At 37.3% G+C, this 16782-nt stretch carries 10 protein-coding genes and 2 pseudogenes; 10 read left to right on the top strand and 2 right to left on the bottom strand.

The features are described 5' to 3' along the window. Nucleotides 1-61 precede the first annotated feature (61 nt). The 9 genes and pseudogenes from DQN49_RS07725 to pntB all read left to right on the top strand — a co-directional run bounded on the left by DQN49_RS07725 (nt 62) and on the right by pntB (nt 12326). Nucleotides 62-493 carry a YcgN family cysteine cluster protein gene (locus DQN49_RS07725; RefSeq protein ID WP_167395599.1) on the top strand — a complete coding sequence of 144 codons (432 nt, stop codon included), beginning with the start codon at nt 62-64 and terminating at the stop codon, nt 491-493. 480 nt (nt 494-973) lie between these two features. Then, a complete protein-coding gene (locus DQN49_RS07730) occupies nt 974-4369 on the top strand; it encodes a two-partner secretion domain-containing protein (RefSeq protein ID WP_111723592.1) in 3396 nt (1131 codons plus the stop codon). 74 nt (nt 4370-4443) lie between these two features. Beyond that, nucleotides 4444-6081 carry a ShlB/FhaC/HecB family hemolysin secretion/activation protein gene (locus tag DQN49_RS07735; protein WP_006996607.1) on the top strand — a complete coding sequence of 546 codons (1638 nt, stop codon included), beginning with the start codon at nt 4444-4446 and terminating at the stop codon, nt 6079-6081. 85 nt (nt 6082-6166) lie between these two features. Continuing rightward, entirely contained in the window at nt 6167-8014 is a 1848-nt protein-coding gene (locus tag DQN49_RS07740; RefSeq protein ID WP_006996606.1) for a UDP-glucose:protein N-beta-glucosyltransferase, read from the top strand. A gap of 177 nt (nt 8015-8191) precedes the next feature. Continuing rightward, nucleotides 8192-8485 (top strand): annotated as a pseudogene (locus DQN49_RS10240) (4-alpha-glucanotransferase); the annotation flags it as partial. A gap of 2 nt (nt 8486-8487) precedes the next feature. Next, nucleotides 8488-8610, top strand: coding sequence for a hypothetical protein (locus tag DQN49_RS10590; RefSeq protein WP_006996051.1), 123 nt, complete (start codon nt 8488-8490; stop codon nt 8608-8610). After that, nucleotides 8592-8999: pseudogene (locus DQN49_RS07750) on the top strand (glycogen/starch/alpha-glucan phosphorylase); the annotation flags it as partial. The gene DQN49_RS10590 and the pseudogene DQN49_RS07750, both read left to right, overlap by 19 nt. Nucleotides 9000-9346: 347 nt before the next feature. Further along, nucleotides 9347-10891, top strand: a complete 1545-nt coding sequence (gene pntA / locus DQN49_RS07755; RefSeq protein WP_006996049.1) for a Re/Si-specific NAD(P)(+) transhydrogenase subunit alpha — start codon at nt 9347-9349, stop codon at nt 10889-10891. A 10-nt stretch (nt 10892-10901) separates the two neighbouring features. Continuing rightward, nucleotides 10902-12326, top strand: coding sequence for a Re/Si-specific NAD(P)(+) transhydrogenase subunit beta (gene pntB, locus DQN49_RS07760; protein ID WP_006996048.1), 1425 nt, complete (start codon nt 10902-10904; stop codon nt 12324-12326). A gap of 62 nt (nt 12327-12388) precedes the next feature. Here the strand turns inward: pntB and DQN49_RS07765 are convergent, their stop codons facing one another. Continuing rightward, nucleotides 12389-13306, bottom strand: coding sequence for a LysR family transcriptional regulator (locus tag DQN49_RS07765; protein WP_006996047.1), 918 nt, complete (start codon nt 13304-13306; stop codon nt 12389-12391). Nucleotides 13307-13401: 95 nt separating this feature from the next. Here DQN49_RS07765 and topA point away from each other — a divergent pair, with 95 nt between their 5' ends. Then, on the top strand, nt 13402-16008 hold the full coding sequence (gene topA / locus DQN49_RS07770; RefSeq protein WP_006996046.1) for a type I DNA topoisomerase: 2607 nt from the start codon (nt 13402-13404) through the stop codon (nt 16006-16008). 74 nt (nt 16009-16082) lie between these two features. Here topA and DQN49_RS07775 read toward each other — a convergent pair whose 3' ends face one another. Next, the gene (locus DQN49_RS07775; protein WP_006996045.1) at nt 16083-16667 is read right to left on the bottom strand and encodes an FMN-dependent NADH-azoreductase; all 585 of its coding nucleotides are present in this window, start codon (nt 16665-16667) and stop codon (nt 16083-16085) included. Between the last annotated feature and the right edge of the window lie 115 nt (nt 16668-16782).

Genomic DNA, 16782 nt, shown 5'->3' on the forward strand with positions numbered 1-16782 from the left:
CGGTCAAAAACTACATAAATTTTGACCGCACTTTTTATTTGTATCAACTATGCAATCCAGTATGCAACTTGAACTTAATTTTTGGCAAACAAAATCCCTGCTTGAAATGACCGAATCTGAATGGGAAGCCTTATGTGATGGCTGCGGCAAATGCTGTTATCGCAAATATATTCAAGGGCGAGGCAAACGCCAAAAACTTTATTACACCCGAATTGCTTGTAATCTGTTAGATATGGAAACAGGCAAGTGCGGTAATTATTCAGCGCGTTTTAAAATTGAAACCGACTGCACCAAACTCACCAAAAAGAATTTACCTGATTTTCATTGGTTGCCTGATACTTGTGCCTATCGTTTGCTTTATGAAGGAAAAACACTCCCTGAATGGCATCCGCTTATTTCTGGCTCTTCCCATTCTGTAAAAAATGCGGATATTTTGATTAAAAATGGTATTCACGAACGTGATGTGATTGATTGGTTTGAGTTTGTGATTTAAGAAAAAATAACGCTAAAATAACCGTTTGAGTGCTTGGCACATATACATGTCTTTTTTGTAAAAGGCATTAATTTAAAGTGAAGATAAATAAAGGGTAAATTTTATGAAAAAAAAGTAGCATTCTTTTTATTATTTAGTATAATAAGCATCATCGCATCATCGCATCATCGCATCATCGCATCATCGCATCATCGCATCGCCATCGCATCATCGCATCATCGCATCATCGCATCATCGCATCATCGCATCATCGCATCATCGCATCATCTTGTTGCATAGTAGTGCGATGTCGTGTTTCAAAAGGTGATTGAGTTGTATAGAAAGTGCTAATCTTATCGTTTTATATTTTTTAGTGCGAGAATGATGAAACACTTGGATCAATGATACTCTCATGCTTTTTTGCGATAGTGATATTTCGTTTCTTATTATTGAAAGACAACTTCCAATGATACCTCCTTTAATGACTTATAGGGATCTTATATGAATAAAATTTATCGTTTAAAATTTAGTAAGCGTTTAAATCAATTAGTGGCTGTTTCTGAAATTACTGCTGGACACGACCGTCATAGCGGCTGTCAAAATGCAGTGGATACAACTTCAAATTTTCAAATGACAAAATGGTTAAAATTAAAACCACTTGCAAGCTTAATTTCTCTGCTTTCATTTGGTTTTGCGACACAAACTGCAATGGCAAATGGCTTGCAAGGTATGGAAGTGGCAAATGGCTTGCAAGGTATGAAAGTGGTAAGTGGTAGTGCATCAATGTCAATAAATGGTAAAAATATTACCATTACCAATAGCCCAGATGCCATTATTAACTGGAAACAATTCAATATTAATCAAGATGAACTCGTTAGTTTTGTTCAAGAAAATAGCAATTCTGCGGTATTTAACCATGTGACTTCTGATCAAATTTCGCAATTAAAAGGTGTGTTAAATTCAAATGGTCACGTATTCTTAATTAACCCGAATGGGATTGTAATGGGCAAAGATGCAGTAATTAATGCTGCAGCCTTTACCGCATCAACATTAAACATTTCAGATAAAGATTTAAAAGCACGCAATTTCAATTTTGAACAGGCTAAAGATAAAGCCATGGCGCAAATTGTGAATAATGGTTTAATCAGTGTTTCAAAAAATGGTAGCGTAAATTTAATTGGTGGTAGCGTTAAAAATAACGGTGTGATTGAAGTTGAAGATGGCAACATTCTTTTATTAGCAGGTCAAAAAGTAACGATCAGCGATATTACTAACCCAACGATTACTTACAGCCTTGTAGCACCGGAAAATGAAGCCGTGAACTTAGGTACAATTTTTGCAAAAAATGGCAAGATTCAAATGCGTGCAGGTTCTGTTGTGAATAAAGGTACATTAAACGCAAATAGTGTACACAAAGATAAATCAGGTGAAATCATTCTTTCAGCCAAAAAAGGCTTGGCGAACATTGATGGTATGGTAACCTTAAATAATGCTAACTTTAAAGCAGGTAACTTGACCATTACGGGTAAAAAAGTGGTATTAAACAGCGGTGCGAAAGTGGAATTAACGGGTAAACAAGGCGGTACGGTTTATATCGGTGGTGATGAGCGCGGTAAAGGCGAAATTCAATTAGCAGAAAACACCGAAATCAAACAAGGCGCAAGCGTGAATGTTTCAGGTTCTGAAAAAGGCGGTAGAGCGATTGTTTGGGGTAATCGTGCACAAGTTGATGGCGAAATTATCGCAAACGGTAGAGAGAATGGTGGTTTTGTCGAAACCTCAGGGCATTATCTTGGCATAGGCACAACAGCAAAAGTTGAAGCGCAAGACTGGTTATTAGACCCTTACAATGTGAAGATTGTGGCTCAAAATCAAAATCAAAATCAAAATCAAATTAATAAAACTACTAGTCCTATTACTACTATTCAAGCAAAAGGCGATGATGCGGTTATTTACAATACCACAATTACCAGTGCTTTGAATAAAGGAACGAATGTTACTATTACCACGGATAATCCAACAGGAATGCAAGACGGTAATTTAACTGTTCAGGCGGATATTATTAAAACAGCAGGAAATGATGCGACTTTAACCCTAATAGCCAACGCTACGTTCACCCAAGAGCAAGGTACCAAAATCAAATCAACAAATGGAAAGCTTAATGTTAATATTACTGCGGGTAATGGTTTCGTGTTAAAGGGCGAAATTGATACTAATCGAGGGGATTTAAATATCAGTGCCTCTTCGCGTCCACAAAGTAAACAAAATAAAAAATTCCCTAACCCTAATTTCTTAATTGAAGGTGCAGTCTTGAAAGGAAAAGGCACAGTTAGAATTACTGGTGGCCCTCATTATGAGTATAATTTTGGCAGCAATAAAAGAGCTTATAATAAATTAACTATTAAGAATGCTCAATTTTTAGGCTATGATGACGAGGGGCTGAGACTTCAATATGACGCAATAGCTAGAGATTGGTATAACGGTAAATATGAATTTTTTTCGAGTTGGGAAGGTAATATTACTACTAACGGAAAAGTCGTCTTTGAACGTAAAGTAACTGATCGTAAATTTGATAATGTGGCTTTTTCTACGCATAATTGGCGTGCGAATTTGACAGTAGAAAGCGGTAGTTTCGAATTTTTGGACAAAGAGAGTAAAGCAGGTTATACAGACAGCCATAATCGTTATGGCGATTACAAACTACTTAATATTGATCAAGATGTAACATTCGAAACTAAAGAAAGCTCAACTGCAACCTTTAACCTCAAACCTTATCTACTTAAGAACAATCAAAAAATCACTCGTGGATTAAATGTTGCCGCAAACATTACTGCAAAAGGAACAGGTCGTGTAACCTTTGATGCTAGTGCGAATGGCTATACTGTAGCAGGGATATACTTTGAAAGAAGTGATGGCAACACAACTACAATTAAAACAGAAAATACGACAACATTAGAATTTAGAGGACATTCCTATTCACGTGATGGATTAGCCATTAAAAATCCACTTGTTTTAGATGCACAAGAGGGTTCTCATATCATTTTAAATGGTTCTCGAGGTGATGGTAGACGTGCGGTAGATGTATCAGCCGATGTCACTATTAGAGGTAAAGGCGAGACAAGCATTAAATCAACATCAGGCAACGTTGAAGTGAATAACAATATTAGTTCGGATTCTAGTACTGTGAATATTACTTCTGGAAAGGATATTAAGATTAAAGACGGAGTTAAGGTAACAGGTAAGAGCGTTAATTTAGAAGCTGATAAAAACATAACTAACAGCGGCACCGTAAAGGCTGAAATGGGTGATGTTAGCGTAAATGCAAAAGCAAACTTTACTAATGAATCAACTGGTAAATTAGATGCAAAAGGAAAAGTGACAGTTAATGCTGAAGGTAACGTGGATAATGAAGGTGTTATCGACGGTGAGCAAGCTACATCAGTAATTGCAGGTCAAAACATCATGAATCGCAAAGGTGCAAAAATCATTTCAAAAGAAGGAGAGGTGGATGTGATTACAAATGGCACTGTAGACAACAACGGATTGATTCAAGGTAAAACGAGGACGACAATTGTAGAAGCTGAACGACAAAGTAAAGATAGTTTGATATTGGATTTAATCGATATTTTGGGCGATATGGAGCGTACTGTACGTTCAAACTTGAGCACAGCTGAAAATGAGCAGTACCCATTAAGCAGTGCAAAAAGTTTAATGTTTTACGATAAAGGACGTGGTGTGAATAAGGCCGCAAGCATTATATCTCATGGTTCGGTATGTTCAGTGGTATTGCCTGCAGGTAAAAACATCGCAGATGGTCGTCTGTTAACCTCTTGCCTTGCTGAAAATGAGAAAAGTAAAGCTCAATATCACAAGCAGTCTGAAAAGGTAGGCGATTGATTATATGAAAATGAAGTGGGATTACCCACTTCATTTTAGGATATATTACAAATTATTTATGTTAGGTGAAATAAATGAACAAAATGAATAAATTTAAATTAAGTGCAGTTGTTTTATTGCTTGGTTTTGGTATGACATCAATGGCAAATGCAGAACAACAATTCCCAGTGAATAGTTTTCAATTACTGGGCGATATTCAAGGTTTAACGGATAATGAGCAAATTTCATTAGCTGAGATTTTAGAACGCTATCAAGGTAATCAAACTTTGACAAGCCTAAAAAAAGCTCAAAAAGCGTTACAAGAAAAATTAAATGCTTTTAATAAAGGAAAATATGAAATTGTATTACCTGAGCAACGAGTTGAAAATGGAAATGTTTTTTTCCTATTAAGTTATAATGCCCCCACTACTGGCCAAGTTTTTTATAAAGGTAGTGAAGGTTATGATGAAAAAAATATTGCACATAGCCTTCCTTCTTTAAAACAGGGCAAATATTTTGAAGATGGTCGTCAATGGTTTGATCGCCGTGAATTTGCAATGTCAAAAGAAAATCCATTAAAAATTACTCGAGTGCACTATGAGTTAGATTCTCAGAATAAAGTGTCTAACTTAACAGTTGCTGGATTTTCTCCATATGGTAAAACGCGTAATTTTATTTCAGTGGATAACTATGGTTCACGAGAATTTAATCGCGCTCGTATTATATTTGGGCATATTAATGCGAATTTAACAGGCAATGATGATGTATTAACTATAAATGCTTTAACTAATTTTAAGGCTCCTTTAAAATCATCTGCTTTGAGTGTCGGATATTCTCGTCCGTTTTATGATAATCATCAAATTGTTAGCATTCAAGCTGGAGTAAGCCTCTTAGATTCTAGTGATACCGATGGTTTACCAAGTGCAATTAACCGTAAATTATCACGCGGTAAATCATCCTTCGTTGGACTAAATTGGAGTTATTTTTTACCGCAGTTTGATTGGGGTATTGAAGATCAATTTAAACTGAATGCTGGCTATAGCTATCGTTATAATGATCAAAAATCGGGTATAAATAATTTTGGTAATACGCGTAAACATTTCTCACTTGCTGGTATTAATTTAGGGATCAGTGGTGAGGTAAAATTAAATACGACAGCTACAGTTAATGTGGAGTTTACCGACTATTATTATGCGTATAACTTACCAGGATCAAAATATACCAGACGACTAGGTAAAAATTATCATCGTAGTTATAACCTACTGGTTTCTCGACTTGGGTATCATCAAGAGTTTGCTCAGGGATGGCAGTTTGATAGCCAATTAAGTGCTCAATATACTCGTCAAGATTTAAATAGCCTTGATCATTTTTCTATTAGCGGTATATATGCTGTTCGAGGATTTAAATATAGTGGCGTTAGTGCAGAACGTGGGTTGGTATGGCGAAATGAATTAGCGATGCCTAAATATACTAAATATCGTATTAGCCCTTATGCTTTCTATGATTTGGGGCAGTATCGTTATAATAAAGAAAATGCCAAAATCTATGGTGCGAATACGCATACTGTTTCTTCAGCAGGTTTAGGCGTGAAAGCAGAGATTGTGAAAAATTTAAATATGGATCTTTTTGTAGCAAGACGTTTAGTTAATTCAGATGAAGATAGTTTAAATGGTAATAAAGCATTTGAAAGCGATAAAACCACTTTTTGGGGTAAGATAACTTATAGTTTTTAGTTAACGATATGATCATAAAATGGCACTTTAATGTGCCTTTTTTAGTTGATGTTATTTGGAATGTTGAAAGTTAAAGAAGGATATTATGCTTCAAGAAAAACAACCCAGTATTAATCGTTTAGAAAAAGCAATTGTAGATAAAAATTATGAAGTTGCTTGTTCCGAACTTTTAAAAATTTTAGAGAAGATTGATGCTAATTTTGGTGGTATTAACGAGATCGAATTTGATTTTCCCGAACAAATTTCAGATTTATTAGAAAAACGTACTCAATATTTTTGTACTCGTATAGCTAATGCTGTCACAAACTTATTTATTGATCCTAATTTAATGCTTTCAGAAAGTGGGGCATTACGTTTTATAGCATTTCAACGCTGGCTTGCGCTTATTTTTGCTAGTTCGCCTTATGTGAATGCAGATCATATTTTGAAAACGTACAATACTAATTCTGATATTTTAGGGGATATTCATTTAAATAATGATTTTTCAGCAATTGCAAAATTTTGTATTTTATATTTCCCCGAATCAAATATTGATTTAAATTTAAACGCGCTGTGGAATGCAAATAAGGAACTTTGCGCTTCTCTTTGTTTTGCATTGCAATCGCCTCGTTTTATTGGAACAGCGATAGCGTTTGATAAAAGAGCGGTTATTTTACAGTGGTTTCCTAATAAATTAGAGGAATTTGATAGTTTAAATCAATTGCCTGCAAGTATTTCTCACGATGTTTATATGCATTGTAGTTATGATTTTGCGCAAAATAAACACGATGTAAAACGTGCGCTAAATCAGGTTATACGTAAACATTTGTTGGCGCAAGGTTGGCAAGATCGTGAAATTACTTCATTAAGCGAATGCAATGGTAAACCTGTAATGATTGTGCTTTTAGAGCATTTTCATTCTTTTCATTCCATTTACCGAACTCACTCCACTTCAATGATTGAAGCGCGTAAAAAATTTTATTTAGTTGGTATAGGAAAAGAAAATGTAAATCAAGCTGGACGAGAAGTATTTGATGAATTTTTCCAACTTGAATACGACACAATTTTTCAACAAATTGAGTTTGTTCGTAAAAAATGTGAAGAATATGGTGCCGCTGTCTTTTATATGCCAAGTATCGGTATGGATTTTACGACAATTTTTGCAAGCAATACGCGTCTTGCTCCAATTCAAGTTGTTGCGCTTGGTCATCCAGCTACAACCCATTCAGATTTTATTGAATATGTTATTGTTGAAGATGATTATGTAGGTTCGGAAGCCTGTTTTAGTGAAACTTTACTACGTTTACCAAAAGATGCGCTGCCTTATGTGCCGTCATCATTAGCACCTGAAAAAGTTGATTACTTATTCAGAGAAGAACCCGAAGTGGTGAATATCGGTATTGCTGCTACAACAATGAAATTGAATCCAACATTCCTTGAAACATTGAGAATAATTCGAGATAAGGCTAAAGTGAAAGTTCATTTCCATTTCGCACTAGGGCAGTCTTTCGGTATTACACACCCTCATGTTAAGTGGTTTATTGAGCAGCATTTAGGGGACAGCGCAACGGCCCATGCCCATGCGCCTTATAACGAATATCTCGATATTTTACGTCACTGCGATATGATGTTAAATCCATTCCCATTTGGTAATACAAATGGCATCATAGATATGGTTACACTGGGTCTAGTCGGCGTTTGTAAAACGGGTGCTGAAGTACATGAACATATTGATGAAGGGTTATTCAAACGTTTAGGCTTACCAGAATGGCTTATCGCTCAAAGCATAGAAGAATATATTAATTGTGCGGTAAGACTTGCTGAAAATCATAAAGAGCGTCTTGAGCTCCGTCAGCATATAATTAAAACCAATGGTTTGAAAACACTTTTTAAAGGCGATCCTAGCCCTATGGGTAAAGTGTTATCAGAAAAAGTAAAAGCATTAAAATTTTAATAAGATTTTATTCACGAAAAATTTAGTTTTATATTTAGCCTCTAAAAGTTGGATTTTACCTAACTGATTAGAGGCTTTATTTTGACTAAGATCACACTTTTAAATAAAGCCAGTTGTCATCAATTTCAGCTTAGTTATAATCCTTAACAAGAGTTATACAGTTGTGATGTGGTGTCTATGCAAATCTCGGATTCTCTCAAACAAAAAGCAGAAAAATGCGGTATCGCGCTTTCTCATTATGATATTGATGGACATCTTATTTTCGCGGATGAAAAGACGGTTTTAACTTTTCAACCATCCGTATTAAAAAATAAAAAAGTGTGGGGCGTGAATGTGCAACTTTACAGTTTACGCTCAGAACAAAACTGGGGAATTGGAGATTTTTGTGATTTAGCCACTTTGATTGAATAAAGTGCAAAACAAGGCGCAGATTATGTGGGAATTAATCCATTACATTTGCCGTATCCTGCCTAATGGTGGCAGGTGGCGATGTGATTTTAGTGCCAAGCCGTTTCGAACCTTGTGGCTTAACCCAACTTTATGGTTTGCAATATGGCACACTGCCACTTGTTCGTAAATTTCAATGGAATTTTTAATCGGGCGTACGCTTTCTAATGCGATGATTGCAGAAGGCATTTATGGATTAGCACAAGAAGCTCTTTCTGAATTAAATGTGGATTTAGAAGAGGTTTTAGAAAAAGAAGTTGATCCTGGCTTGGGTAATGGCGGTTTAGGTCGTCTAGCAGCTTGTTTTATGGATTCTATTGCAACCCTTGGTTTACTGGGTATGGGCTACGGTATTCGTTATGAATATAGTATGTTCCGCCAAAAAATTGAAAACGGTCAGCAAGTAGAACGTCCAGATGCGTGGCTTGAAAAAGGGGCGCCGTGGGAATTTATTCGTCCCTCTAAACGCTTTACCGTAGAATTTGGTGGAAACATTCATTTCGAAGGCAAATGTATTTGGCAAGATACCGAAAAAGTGCGTATGGGCTTCTTCTCATCTGACCGCACAATTAAAGAGTATGCGGAGAGAATTTGGAAAGTTGAGCCTGTTCAATTAGGTGATTAATAATAAAATTAAAAGCACCACAAGTTTTTTACTTGTGGTGTTTTTTTATGGAAAGTGCGGTAAATTTTTGAGATGTTTTTATGTGGGATTTTTCGTGATCCCTATCACAATATCTTGTAAAACCACTTAAAAACGTTACCTATTTTCATTCAATTAATGATACATTTATATCCGTTTGACTTTTTGTCATTTTAACGATGAATAGACGAAGGTTTGTTCATTAATCTCATCAACCCAATCATCAATCAGAGGGAAACAGTATGTTAATTGGTGTACCTAGAGAGCTGCTTGAGAATGAGAGCCGTGTGGCGGCAACGCCGAAAACGGTTCAGCAAATATTGAAATTGGGCTTTGACGTGATCGTGGAACACGATGCAGGTTTTAAAGCTAGTTTTGAAGATCAAGCATTTTTAGAAGCGGGCGCGAAGATCGGTACGTCGGCTGAAATTTGGCAATCGGATATTATCTTCAAAGTAAATGCACCGACAGATGAAGAAATCGCTCAAATGAAGGAAGGCGCAACGCTTGTGAGCTTTATTTGGCGCATGCAAAATCCTGAGTTAATGAAAAAACTCACTGCGAAGAAAATTAATGTGTTAGCAATGGATGCGGTGCCTCGTATTTCTCGTGCGCAAGCATTGGATGCGCTTTCTTCTATGGCGAATATTTCTGGTTATCGTGCTGTTATTGAAGCTGCGCATGAATTCGGTAGCTTCTTTACTGGGCAAATTACTGCAGCAGGTAAAGTTCCACCAGCAAAAGTGTTGGTTATTGGTGCGGGTGTGGCTGGTTTGGCGGCAATTGGTACAGCAAATAGCCTTGGGGCGATTGTTCGTGCTTTTGACTCTCGTCCTGAAGTGAAAGAGCAAGTTCAGAGTATGGGCGCGAGCTTCTTAGAAATTGATTTCAAAGAAGAAGGTGGCAGTGGCGATGGTTATGCGAAAGTGATGTCGGAAGAATTTAACCGTCGTGCGATGGAGCTTTATGCAGAACAAGCTAAAGAAGTCGATATTATTATTACTACGGCAGCCATTCCGGGTAAACCAGCGCCTCGTTTAATCACCAAAGAAATGGTGGATTCAATGAAACCAGGTTCGGTGATTGTGGATTTAGCAGCTGCAACTGGCGGTAACTGTGAATATACGCAAGCAGGGAAAGTTGTTACAACTGAAAACCAAGTGAAAGTGATTGGTTATACAGATTTCCCAAGCCGTTTACCAACGCAATCTTCTCAACTTTATGGCACAAACTTAGTCAATTTATTAAAACTTTTGTGCAAAGAGAAAGATGGCAATATTAATATTGATTTTGAAGATGTGGTTCTTCGTGGTGTAACCGTTGTTCGTGATGGGGAAGAAATTCCACCAGCACAAATTCAAGTGTCTGCACAACCAAAACAAGAAACCAAAGCTGCACCAGTGGCAGAGAAAAAAGAATCTAAACCAACAGATCCTCGTGTGAAATACGGTGTGATGGCAGGTGTTGGTGTTGGTGTGTTATTCCTTTGGTTAGCTTCTGTGGCGCCAGCTGCATTTTTATCACATTTCACCGTATTTGTTTTAGCTTGTGTGGTGGGTTATTACGTGGTTTGGAATGTTAGCCATGCACTTCACACACCATTAATGGCAGTAACAAATGCAATTTCAGGCATTATTATTGTAGGTGCGTTATTACAAATTCGTCAGCCAACAGGCAATCTATTTATCGATGCGTTAGCTTTTGTGGCGATTTTGGTGGCAAGCATCAATATTTTTGGTGGTTTCCGTGTGACACAACGTATGTTAGCAATGTTTAGAAAAGGTTAAGGAGCGCACAATGTCTGAAGGTTTAGTACAGGCTGCGTATATTTTAGCAGCATTACTTTTCATTATGAGCTTGGCAGGACTTTCTAAACATGAAACTGCTAAAGCAGGTTGTTGGTTCGGTATTGTTGGTATGACCATTGCCCTTATCGCAACCATTTTTGGCACTCATTCTGAAGGAACATTTTGGATCATTATTGCGATGATCATCGGTGGTGCAATCGGTGTTCAACGTGCATTAAAAGTAGAAATGACTGAAATGCCAGAACTTGTGGCAATTCTTCACAGTTTTGTGGGTTTAGCGGCTGTACTCGTTGGCTTTAATAGCTATGGTTTACACCATGAGGCATTAATGCCAGAAGGGTTAGATGCAGCAGCACAAGCCGCATTTGTAGCTGAACAAGCGGTATTAACGAATATTCATAATGTCGAAGTCTTTTTAGGTATTTTTATCGGTGCCGTCACTTTCACTGGTTCTGTTGTTGCATTTGGTAAATTAAGCGGAAAAATTAATTCAAAAGCATTAATGTTACCGCATCGCCATAAATTAAATTTAGCCGCACTTGTGGTATCTGCATTATTGATGGTTGCATTCTTGAATAATCCAGAAAGCATTTTCCCTGTGTTATTAATGACAGCGATTGCGCTTGCATTTGGATGGCACTTAGTGGCATCAATCGGTGGGGCAGATATGCCAGTTGTGGTTTCAATGCTTAACTCATATTCTGGTTGGGCAGCGGCTGCAGCGGGTTTTATGTTGAATAATGATTTGCTCATCGTAACTGGTGCGCTTGTTGGTTCTTCTGGTGCAATTCTTTCTTACATTATGTGTAAAGCGATGAACCGTTCATTTGTGAGCGTCATTGCTGGTGGTTTTGGTAACGATGTTCAAGTTTCTTCAAGCGAAGAACAAGGCGAACACCGTGAAACTACCGCGGAAGAAGTGGCTGAATTGTTGAAAAATGCAAGTTCTGTGATTATCACGCCGGGATATGGTATGGCTGTTGCACAAGCACAATATCCAGTCGCTGATATTACGGCAAAATTGCGTGAACGAGGTGTGAACGTTCGTTTTGGTATTCACCCTGTTGCAGGACGTTTACCGGGCCACATGAACGTGCTTTTAGCTGAAGCGAAAGTACCTTACGATGTCGTACTTGAAATGGATGAAATCAATGATGATTTCGCTGATACCGATGTGGTATTGGTTATAGGTGCGAACGATACGGTAAACCCAGCGGCGATGGAAGATCCAAATAGCCCAATCGCGGGAATGCCTGTGTTAGAAGTATGGAAAGCACAAAATGTGATTGTGTTCAAACGTTCAATGGCAGTGGGTTACGCTGGCGTACAAAACCCATTATTCTTCAAAGAGAATACGCAAATGCTCTTTGGTGATGCAAAAGATCGCGTTGAAGATATCTTAAAAGCATTATAAAAAACACGCATAAAAATAACCGCACTTTGGGTTGCTTAAGTGCGGTATTTTATTTATAGCATTTAAATATTATCTTCATGATTTTCCAAAATTTCTGAACACAAGCCTAGGCCAGATAAAAATTCAATAAATGCCCGTACTTTTATTGGTAAATGTCTTCTGTTTGGATAGACCACATGAATTTCTAATTTTTGTTGTTTATATTCTGGCAATATTTCAATAAGCTCGCCTTTTTCAAAGGCTCTACCTAAAATAAATTTTGGTAAATTAGCAATACCGAGTCCCGCTTTTGCCATATTTAATAAGGCAAAAGCGCTATTGCTTACCACTTTGGATTGGATTTTGAAACGTTGGGTTTGATTTATACGTGAACCAACCCAATTTACCGGATTCATTGCATTTTTATAAAGTAAGCCATTGTGATGTTCTAAATCATCAGGCGTTTGTGGAATACCATTCGTTTCAAGATAATTAGGCGACGCTGCAAAATGAACAGTAGTAGTTCCTATTTTACGTGAAACCAACGAGCTATCTTCCATATAATCAATACGAAGAGCAAGATCATAGCCTTCGGATAATAAATCGATTTTCTTATCATTAAATTCAACTTCAATATGCAAATGAGGATGCTTAGCCATAAAAGTGGGTAAATTTGGTGCAATAAAAAGTAAACCAAAATCACGAGGAACGGAAATCAGTAAATTTCCTTGTAATGAACTGGTAAGGTGGGTGATGCTGGAATCTGCTTCATCTAAATCAAGCAAAATGCCTTGGCAGCGTTGGTAATACATCATTCCTGCTTCGGTAGGCATAATTTTTCTGGTGGTACGTTGTAACAACCGTGTTTTTAAATGTTCTTCTAATTGTGAAACTAATTTACTTGCCATCGCCACAGAAATATTTTGTTGCTTTGCTGCCAATGTAAAACTTTGGGTTTCAATGACTTTGCAGAAAATAGAAATCGCGTTGAGTTTATCCATTTATAGACCTTTTTTGAAAAAATGCTTGATTTTGCCTACATAACTTTGCACTATACCCGCAATTTTATAAAATTCTAGTAATATCAGGTAATCAAATGAGTAAATCCTTAGTGATTGTGGAGTCGCCAGCAAAAGCAAAAACTATTAATAAGTATTTAGGTAGCCAATATGTCGTGAAATCGAGCGTTGGACATATTCGTGATTTGCCGACGGTTGGTTCTAGTGCAGGTGAAAAAGCTAAACCAATTTCAACCAAAGGTATGGATGCCGAAGAAAAAGCAAAAATTAAGGCAGAGAAGGAACGTAACGCCTTAGTTAAACGTATGGGGATTAATCCTTATCACGATTGGAAAGCAAATTATCAGATTTTGCCTGGTAAAGAAAAAGTGGTTTCCGAGTTAAAGTCGCTTGCTAAAAAAGCAGATCACATTTATCTCGCAACCGACTTGGATAGAGAAGGGGAAGCGATTGCGTGGCATTTACGTGAAGTGATTGGTGGTAACGATGATCGTTTTAGTCGCGTGGTGTTTAACGAAATCACTAAAAATGCCATTAAACAGGCTTTTGAAAAGCCTGAACAATTAAATATGGATCGTGTTAATGCTCAACAAACTCGTCGTTTTTTAGATAGAGTGGTGGGCTTTATGGTGTCGCCATTACTTTGGAAAAAAGTAGCTCGCGGGCTTTCTGCTGGTCGAGTTCAATCAGTTGCGGTTAAATTATTAGTCGAACGCGAGCGTGAAATTAAAGCGTTCCAGCCTGAAGAATATTGGGAAGTTGCCGTCCTTACGAATAATCAAAATAAACAAGCTATACGCTTGGATGTTACGGATTATAAAGGCAAGAAATTTGATCCAAAAAATCAAAAAGAAGCACAAAGTGCGGTAGATTTTCTGAATGTTTCAGATTACGTTGTCACAGATTTGGAAACTAAGCCAACAAGTTCTCGCCCTCGAGCACCATTTATTACATCAACACTTCAACAAACGGCAAGTACTCGCTTGAGATTTGGCGTTAAGAAGACAATGATGTTAGCCCAACGTTTATATGAAGCGGGTTACATTACTTATATGCGTACAGATTCAACCAATTTGAGTCAAGATGCGCTTAATATGGCGCGTAGCTATATTGAAAATCATTTTGGTGCACAATATTTACCAGAAAAACCAAATTTCTATTCTAGTAAAGAAAATGCGCAAGAGGCACATGAGGCTATTCGTCCATCAGATATTCGAGCATTGCCTGAATCTTTAGAGGGGATGGAAAAAGACGCAGTACGCCTTTATGATTTAATTTGGCGTCAGTTCTTAGCATGTCAAATGCCGCCTGCACAATATGATAGTAGCACGCTGACCGTTACCGCAGGCGATTATACCTTGAAAGCAAAGGGCAGAATTTTACGTTTTGATGGTTGGACAAAAGTATTGCCACAAATAGGCAAAAATCCTGAAGATCAAGAATTGCCTTCAGTTACTGTGTCAGAAAAACTTGCTTTAAAAGAAGTGCAACCAACACAACACTTTACCAAACCACCTGCTCGTTTTACTGAAGCGGCTTTAGTAAAAGAATTGGAAAAACGTGGTATTGGCAGACCTTCCACTTATGCGGCAATTATTTCCACCATTCAAGAACGTGGTTATGTTCGTACTGAAAATCGTCGTTTCTATGCAGAAAAGATGGGCGAAATTGTGACTGATCGCCTCAATGAGTCTTTTGGCGAATTAATGAATTACGATTTCACCGCGAATATGGAAGATACTTTAGATAAAATTGCCTCTGGTTCAGTAAATTGGAAAACTGAATTGAATCAATTCTTTAAGGATTTTTCTAGCCAGCTTTCTAAAGCTGAATTAGATGAACTTGAAGGCGGTATGCGCCCGAATAATCTCGTGGAAACCGATATTAAATGCCCAACTTGTGACAGAAAAATGGCCATTCGCACGGCAAGTACGGGGGTGTTTTTAGGATGCTCGGGTTATGCATTGCCGCCAAAAGAGCGGTGTAAAACGACGATTAATTTAATTCCTGAAGCAGAATTATTGAATGTTTTAGATGAGTCTTCAGAAACCAAAGCATTAATGGATCGTAAACGTTGTACAAAATGTGGTACGGCAATGGACAGCTATGTAATCGATGCCCATCGTAAAATCCATATTTGCGGTAATAATCCAAATTGTGATGGATATTTAATTGAAGAAGGCTCATTCAAAATTAAAGGTTATGATGGCCCTGTTGTTGAGTGTGATAAATGCGGTGCGGATATGCATCTAAAACTTGGTCGTTTTGGCAAGTATATGGGATGTACAAATTGTGATAACACGCGCAAAATTTTGAAAAATGGCGAGGTCGCACCACCGAAAGAAGAGCCAGTACATTTCCCTGAGTTAAAATGCGAAAAATCTGATGCATATTTTGTATTGCGTGATGGTGCGAGTGGTGTATTTATGTCAGCCCATAACTTCCCTAAATCACGCGAAACACGCCCAGTTAAAATCGCTGAACTAGTGCAATATCGCGAGCGTTTACCTGAAAAATTAGCTTATTTAGCCGATGCTCCACAAAAAGACCCAGAAGAGAATGAAGCGATTGTTCGTTTTAGTCGTAAAGAGAAGAAACAATATGTGACTTCTGAAAAAGAGGGAAAAGCGACTAAATGGATTGTTGATTTCACCAATGGAAAATGGGTTGAACGAAAGAAATAAGAAAAAAAGTGCGGTAAATTACCGCACTTTTTGTTTGTAATAAATTTTATTATGTTTTGTAGATTATCTGAGGATTAAAGGGCTGCTACAATTTCATTAATTTTATTTTTTGCGGACACTTGGGCTTTTTCAATTGCTTCTGATCCGAATCCAATGCCTTGTGCATAAACAAATTGCACATCTGTGATACCGATAAAACCTAAAATTGATTTCATATATTGTGTCACTAGATTTTCTTCATCATACAATCCACCAAATGCACATAACACAAAGGCTTTTTTGCCTTTTAATAAACCCTCAGAGCCGTTTGCTGTATATTGGAAAGTAACGCGCGGGCGTGCGATAAAATCAAAATAGCTTTTTAATTGTGTTGGAACGTTTAAATTATACATCGGCGCACCAATTATCAATGTTTGTGCGTTTTTTAATTCTTCGATTAGTTTATCAGACAACGCCAGAAGTTGTTTTTCTTCTGTTGTTTTTGGTTCTCCACGCACAGCAATTGCAGCTGCGGTATCAAAATATGGAAGAGGTTGTTGGGATAAATCGCGTACTACAATGTTATTACCTTGTAATTTTTCGATAACATAATCAGCTAATTGATTAGTTTGCGAGTTATTTCCTGAAATGCTAGATTTTAATACTAATACGTTGCTCATTTTTATTCCTTAACTGGGTATTTAAAAGTGCGGTTATTCTAGCCTTTATTTTTAAGAGATAAAGCCTTTAGTCAGAAAAACATTATTTCCTTTTTGTAAAATATGGGCATTTATT

Source organism: Haemophilus aegyptius, from assembly GCF_900475885.1.
Taxonomy (GTDB): Bacteria; Pseudomonadota; Gammaproteobacteria; order Enterobacterales; family Pasteurellaceae; genus Haemophilus; species Haemophilus influenzae.